5 protein-coding genes, 1 tRNA gene and 1 pseudogene are annotated in these 5,264 nt (G+C 69.1%); 5 read left to right on the top strand and 2 right to left on the bottom strand.

What is annotated here, in order from left to right:
• On the bottom strand, window positions 1–501 hold a 501-nt coding region (locus Q8M88_RS07070), incomplete at its 3' end, for a hypothetical protein (protein ID WP_305595793.1).
• A gap of 157 nt (window positions 502–658) precedes the next feature.
• Here Q8M88_RS07070 and Q8M88_RS07065 point away from each other — a divergent pair.
• Window positions 659–1,933 carry a DUF6880 family protein gene (locus tag Q8M88_RS07065; protein ID WP_305595791.1) on the top strand — a complete coding sequence of 425 codons (1,275 nt, stop codon included), beginning with the start codon at window positions 659–661 and terminating at the stop codon, window positions 1,931–1,933.
• A gap of 93 nt (window positions 1,934–2,026) precedes the next feature.
• On the top strand, window positions 2,027–2,326 hold the full coding sequence (locus Q8M88_RS07060) for a hypothetical protein (RefSeq protein ID WP_305595789.1): 300 nt from the start codon (window positions 2,027–2,029) through the stop codon (window positions 2,324–2,326).
• Between the two features lie 290 nt (window positions 2,327–2,616).
• Here the strand turns inward: Q8M88_RS07060 and Q8M88_RS07055 are convergent.
• A tRNA-Cys gene (locus Q8M88_RS07055) sits at window positions 2,617–2,690 on the bottom strand.
• Window positions 2,691–2,816: 126 nt separating this feature from the next.
• On the opposite strand from Q8M88_RS07055, the gene Q8M88_RS07050 reads away from it, so the two are divergent.
• The 3 genes and pseudogenes from Q8M88_RS07050 to Q8M88_RS07040 all read left to right on the top strand — a co-directional run.
• The gene (locus Q8M88_RS07050; RefSeq protein WP_305595787.1) at window positions 2,817–3,434 is read left to right on the top strand and encodes a protein-L-isoaspartate O-methyltransferase; all 618 of its coding nucleotides are present in this window, start codon (window positions 2,817–2,819) and stop codon (window positions 3,432–3,434) included.
• 75 nt (window positions 3,435–3,509) lie between these two features.
• Complete coding sequence (locus Q8M88_RS07045; RefSeq protein ID WP_305595785.1) at window positions 3,510–5,063, top strand: TolC family outer membrane protein; 1,554 nt, start codon at window positions 3,510–3,512, stop codon at window positions 5,061–5,063.
• A gap of 126 nt (window positions 5,064–5,189) precedes the next feature.
• Window positions 5,190–5,264, top strand: a pseudogene (locus Q8M88_RS07040) (DUF2497 domain-containing protein); the annotation flags it as partial.

The raw sequence follows: 5,264 nt of genomic DNA, 5'->3' as shown, positions 1-5,264 counted from the left end.
ATAGGGCGGGGTCGGCGCGGCGCGCTCGGTGAAGGCGGCTATGCCGATCACCCCGACGTCGTTCGGCCGACCGGTGCGGGCCGCGTAGGATCGAGAGAGCGGCGCGAAGGTGAAGGCCGCGACCGCAGTGTCGGACTTGCGCCAGCCGTTGACGTCGTAGGTTTCGTACGGCCCGAAGACATAGCCCCTCTGTCCAAAGCCGGCGGTTTCGCCGGTGAGGATATTCACCCCGTCCACCGACATCACCACCAGCACGCGCGCCGGCGGGTTGTTGATCACGCGCAGGCTGTATCTCGCGCCAGGCTGGCCCGCCGCGAACAGCCGCCCGCCATGCGGCCAAACCCTCGCCGCCTGTCCTGTCTCGCGATCGATGATCTGGAGATCGACAAGCGCGGGGGATGTCGCCCTGGCGCCCGGCGCGGAGATCATCGCGATCGCCGCCACCGCCCCCAGGACGATCCGCCGTCGCAGGGATGTTCTGGTGTCTTCCGCCGTCGCCATGTTCGCCTCCTTGGGCCTTACACGACGAGCTACGCAGGGGCGTGCGGAACGGGGTTAGAGGCGGCTGGCTTTTTTCGACGGACTCGTCGCTCTACTCGGCCGTCGATTGAGGCGCGATCAAAAGGCCTGCCATGGAATTCGCTGAAAAGGTCCCGGCATGAAGCGCCCCACGCCGGCCAGTCTCAAGAAGGTGACGCCGGAGAATCTGACGAAGCTCGGCGCCGATCGACTGGCTGATATCCTCGCTGCGGTGGCGGAAGGCCGCCCCGACCTTAAGCGCCGCCTGCGCATGGAGCTCGCCGCCGCGCAGGGCGCCGAGCACCTGGCGCTGGAGATCGACAAGCGTCTCGGGTCGTTGCAGGCCAGTCGATCGAAGGTTTCGTGGCGCCAGCGTGCGGCGTTCATCCGCGACCTGGGCGCCTTGCGGGCCTTGATCGCTGGCCGGCTGGCCGAGCTGGACGCAGCGGGCGGCGCGGCGCGCATGTGGATGTTCCTGGCTCTGGCGCGTCCGCTCGAGGCGCGGGTCCGCGATCGTGACGGCGCGGTCGAGCGGGTGTTCGCCAGCGCGGCTGAGGACCTGGGCCGCATGGTCCGCGCAGGCGCCGGTGAGGAAACGGCCTCTGCCCTGGCGGACGCGGCGCTCGGCGACCCGCCGCGCTGGAACGCCTGGCTGCCGATCGTCCTCGACGGCGCGCCGCCATCCCTGGCGCGGGCTGCGCTGGCGGACATCGCCGCGCGGCATAACGCGGTCCCGGGCTGGATGCCGATCGTCCGGCGCCTCGCCGACGCGGCAGGCGATGTCGACGCCTACCGCGCAACCTATTCGGCCGCGGCGCTGAAGACGCCAAAGGTCGCCGCCGACGTGGCGCAGCGCTGGCTCGCGGCGGGTCGCGTCGAGGCGGCGGGGGACATCCTCTCGGCTGCGGCGCCGCCGTCGGCCAAGGCGGGTTCCGCCGGCAAGACAGAAATAGCGGAGCCCGACTTCGATTGGGAAACCGCCTGGATCGACTACCTCGAGCGCTCGGAGCGGTTCGAAGACGCCCAGGCGGTGCGCTGGGCGTCCTTCGAGCGCACCCTGTCGACCGAGCGGGCGCGGGCGTTCACGCAACGACTGACGGGATTCGACGACGTCGAAGCCGAGAGCCGAGCCTTCTCTCTGGCGATGACGCATCCCGATTTCGAGCCGGCGTTGAGGTTCCTGATGGAATGGCCGGCGCTCACCGAGGCGGCGCAGCTGATCGAAACGCGGGCTGAGGATGTCCAGTCAAAGCCCGAGGACGCGGAGCTTTGGGCCGCCCGCCTGCGCACACGCCAGCCGACGGCGGCGCGCATCCTGCTGCGCAAGGCCGCCGCAGCCGCCCTGCGACAGCGGAGCTTCGAGGTCAGCGAGCGGCTGAGCGCGGAGGCGGATGCAATCGACGCAGCCGCTTGATGTCCGACCTCAACCTGCGCCGACGGCGCGCTGGGCTTGCCTCGACAGATCTATGCGTCCACCCGGGAACACCCAGCGATTCGGCAGGAACGCATGGCCGGCCGCGTTGCAGGCGCTGCAGGGAACGTCGCTTCGGCCGTCGCCAAGCCTCGCAAATCCGACCGACAAGCGGTATGGTGCGATATGACTGAAATGCCCTTCCGCCAACGTGAATACATGCGCCAGCTCGCCACCAAGCACGGCGGCGACAAGAAAAAGGTGTGCGCGGCTTACGCCAAGGCCGAGCGCGACGGCCTGGTGAAGCGCTCGCGAGATGAGAACGATCTCTCTCCAGAGGCCCACGCTGACGTGCTCTGGCGCGATGCGCAGCGTTGGGGTTGGCTTAATTCCTAGTCACCGCTGAGGCCTCCTTGAGGCTGGCGCGGCGTCCGCGGGTAAGTCGCGGCGAGACAACGCCCGAACGGAATTTCGAACGGCGGGGACGCTATTCTCCGAACGCTGACGGATTGACCAGCAGAGTGTCCGTTTGTCGGTGGGACAGTCGGGTTGGGGCCAAGCGCTCGCCGTGGACCACGGGCCCGTCCAGGCGTTTCAGCGCCTAACGCCATCGCACGCCCAACGCTCATGCGGCTCACGATCCGCCACCGGTGGGCGACAAATTCATGAAATATCACGGGAAAAATTGGAGGCCTGGCCGAGAATCGAACTCGGGTGCGCGGATTTGCAGTCCGCTGCGTCACCACTCCGCCACCAGGCCGCCGGGGCGAGGCGGATCGCTAACAGAACCCGCCCACTGCGGCAATGTCTCTAGCAAGGCGCGATTGCCTTACCCTTAAGGGCGGACCTATATGCGGCCAGACGCTCCCCACGCTCTCGAGGACTCATGGTCGCCGACTTCTCCGCCGCGCGCTCGAACATGGTGGAAAGCCAGGTTCGCATCAACGACGTGACCGACGTGCGCATCCATGACGCGATGCGCCGCATTCCGCGCGAGGCCTTCGTGCCAGAGGGCCGCGCCTACCTGGCCTACGCCGACCTGGAAGTCGAATACGCGCCGGGCCGCTCGCTGCTGAAGCCGCGCGACATCGCCAAGATGATGCAGGCGCTGCGGCCGATGGCCGGCGAACGCGCCCTGGCCATCGCCGCGCCCTACGCCGCCGCCGTGCTCGAGGCCATGGGCCTCGAGGTTGTGCGCCAGGATGGCGAGGACCTGAGCCAGGCCCCGGGCGCCGACTTCGACCTGATCGTCTGCGAAGGCGCCGTGACCCGCGTGCCCCAGGCCTGGACCGATGCGCTGGCGCTGGGCGGCCGGCTAGGGGTGGTCGAACGCGACGGGCCGGTGGGCAAGGCGACGATCTATGTCCGCGCCCACGACGGCGTCGGCGCCCGTCAGATTTTCGACTCCACGCCGCCGATCCTGTCGGGGTTCGAGCGCCAGGCCGGCTTCGCCTTCCGATCCAGATTGAAACACCTTCGAAACCCGCTTGTGAAAAAAGCTTAAGGTCGCGGCCGCTGGCCGGAGCGGCGCGGGGACCCTAAGCACGCGGTCACTCTCGCTATTGTCGGGGACTAAGGCATGTCGAAACCTCGTCGCGGAGCGTTGTTCGTCGCGATTCTGAGCGCAGGCGCCAGCGGCGTGCTTGCGGCCCCGGCGGCCGCCGAGACCCTGGCCGACGCCATCGCGCTCGCCTATCAGTCCAACCCGACGTTGCAGGCCCAGCGGGGCACGCAGCGCGCCCTGGACGAGACCTACGTGCAAGCCCGTTCGGGCTATCGGCCGACCCTCAGCGTCTCGGCCTCGGCGACCTATCGCGAGATCGACGTGCCGGGCGCGGGCGGCGCCATCGACACCAACGGCGACGGCATTCCCGACACCATCGGGCGCGGCGGCACGACCATCGATCGCAGCGGCTCGACCGCCCTGGTGCTCAACCAGCCCGTCTACACCGGCGGACGCGTGGCGGCGGCGGTGTCCGCGGCCCAGGCCGACATCCTGACGGGGCGCGAGAACCTGCGCCGCGTCGAGGCCCAGATCCTCGCCCAGGTGATCACCGCCTACGTCGACGTCCGTCGCGACCAGGAGGCGCTGCGCATCCGCATCGAGGATCAGGGCGTGCTGCAGCGCCAGCTCGACGAATCGCGCGCCCGCTTCGAGGTCGGCGAGATCACCAGAACCGACGTCGCCCTGTCCGAGGCGCGCTACGCCGCGGCCCAGTCCCAGGCCCAGGTCGCCCAGGCGCAGCTGGCGATCAGCCGCGCCAGCTACACCGCCCTGGTCGGCCAGAGCCCCGGCGACCTCGCGCCCGAGCCGTCGCTGGCGGCGCTGCTGCCGGCCACCGTCGACGGCGCCTTCGACGTCGCCACAGAGAACAACGCGCAGATTCGCGCGGCGGAATACGCCGAGCAGGCCAGCCGCGCCCGGGTCGCCGGCGCGCGCGCCGAGCGCATGCCCAGCGTCTCGCTGCAGGGTCGACTGGGCTTCAGTGGCGAAGTCCAACCGATCGAGACCGACACCTGGTCGCGCAACATCACCGGCACGGCGTCGGTCAGCGTGCCGCTGTTCAGCGGCGGCCTGACCAGCTCGCGCATTCGCCAGCAGGTGGAACGCAACAATACCGACCGCATCACCATCGAGGTCGCGCGCCGCGCGGTGCTGCAGACGGTGACCCAGGCCTGGAGCCAGTTGATCTCATCGCGCGCCAACATCACCTCGACCGCCGAGCAGGTGAGGGCGGCGCGAATCGCCGCCGAGGGCACGCGGCAGGAACAGCAGGTGGGCCTGCGCACCACGCTCGACGTGCTGAACGCCGAGCAGGAGCTGCGGCAGGCGGAATTGTCGCAGATCGCCGCGCGCCACGACGAATATGTCGCCGCCGCCGCCGTGGTCGCGGCGATGGGCAGGCTGGAGGCCAAGAATCTCACGCCGACTGTGCCGCAATACGATCCCAAGACCCACTTCCGCGGCCTGCGCATCACCTGGGGCTGGGTGCCGTGGGAGGAGCCGATCGCCATCGTCGACGGCGCCTTGACGCCAAAGCCTGTCGAAAAGCCGGTGGAGGGCGCCATCGTGGCCACACCGCCGATCGGCGTGCCCGCCGCACCCATCGCCTCAACGCCGCCCGTGCAGTAGGCGTAGGCGCCCGGTTTCGCGCCTGACGCGAATCCGGCCTTGCGAAGCCGCCTGGAAATTGCACCATCGCGGCTGCGCGCCTAGGCTCGCGAAACGGATTCGTCTTTCCTCTTCCGAGCGCCCCTCATGTCCGAACAGTCCTCACAAGAACCGACCATGGAGGAGATTCTCGCCTCCATCCGGCGGATCATATCGGAAGAC

The sequence above is a fragment of the Phenylobacterium sp. genome (assembly GCF_030693805.1).
GTDB lineage: Bacteria > Pseudomonadota > Alphaproteobacteria > Caulobacterales > Caulobacteraceae > Phenylobacterium.
The sequence above is the reverse complement of the archived record's forward strand: the minus strand, read 5'-3'. Positions and strand labels throughout refer to the sequence as shown.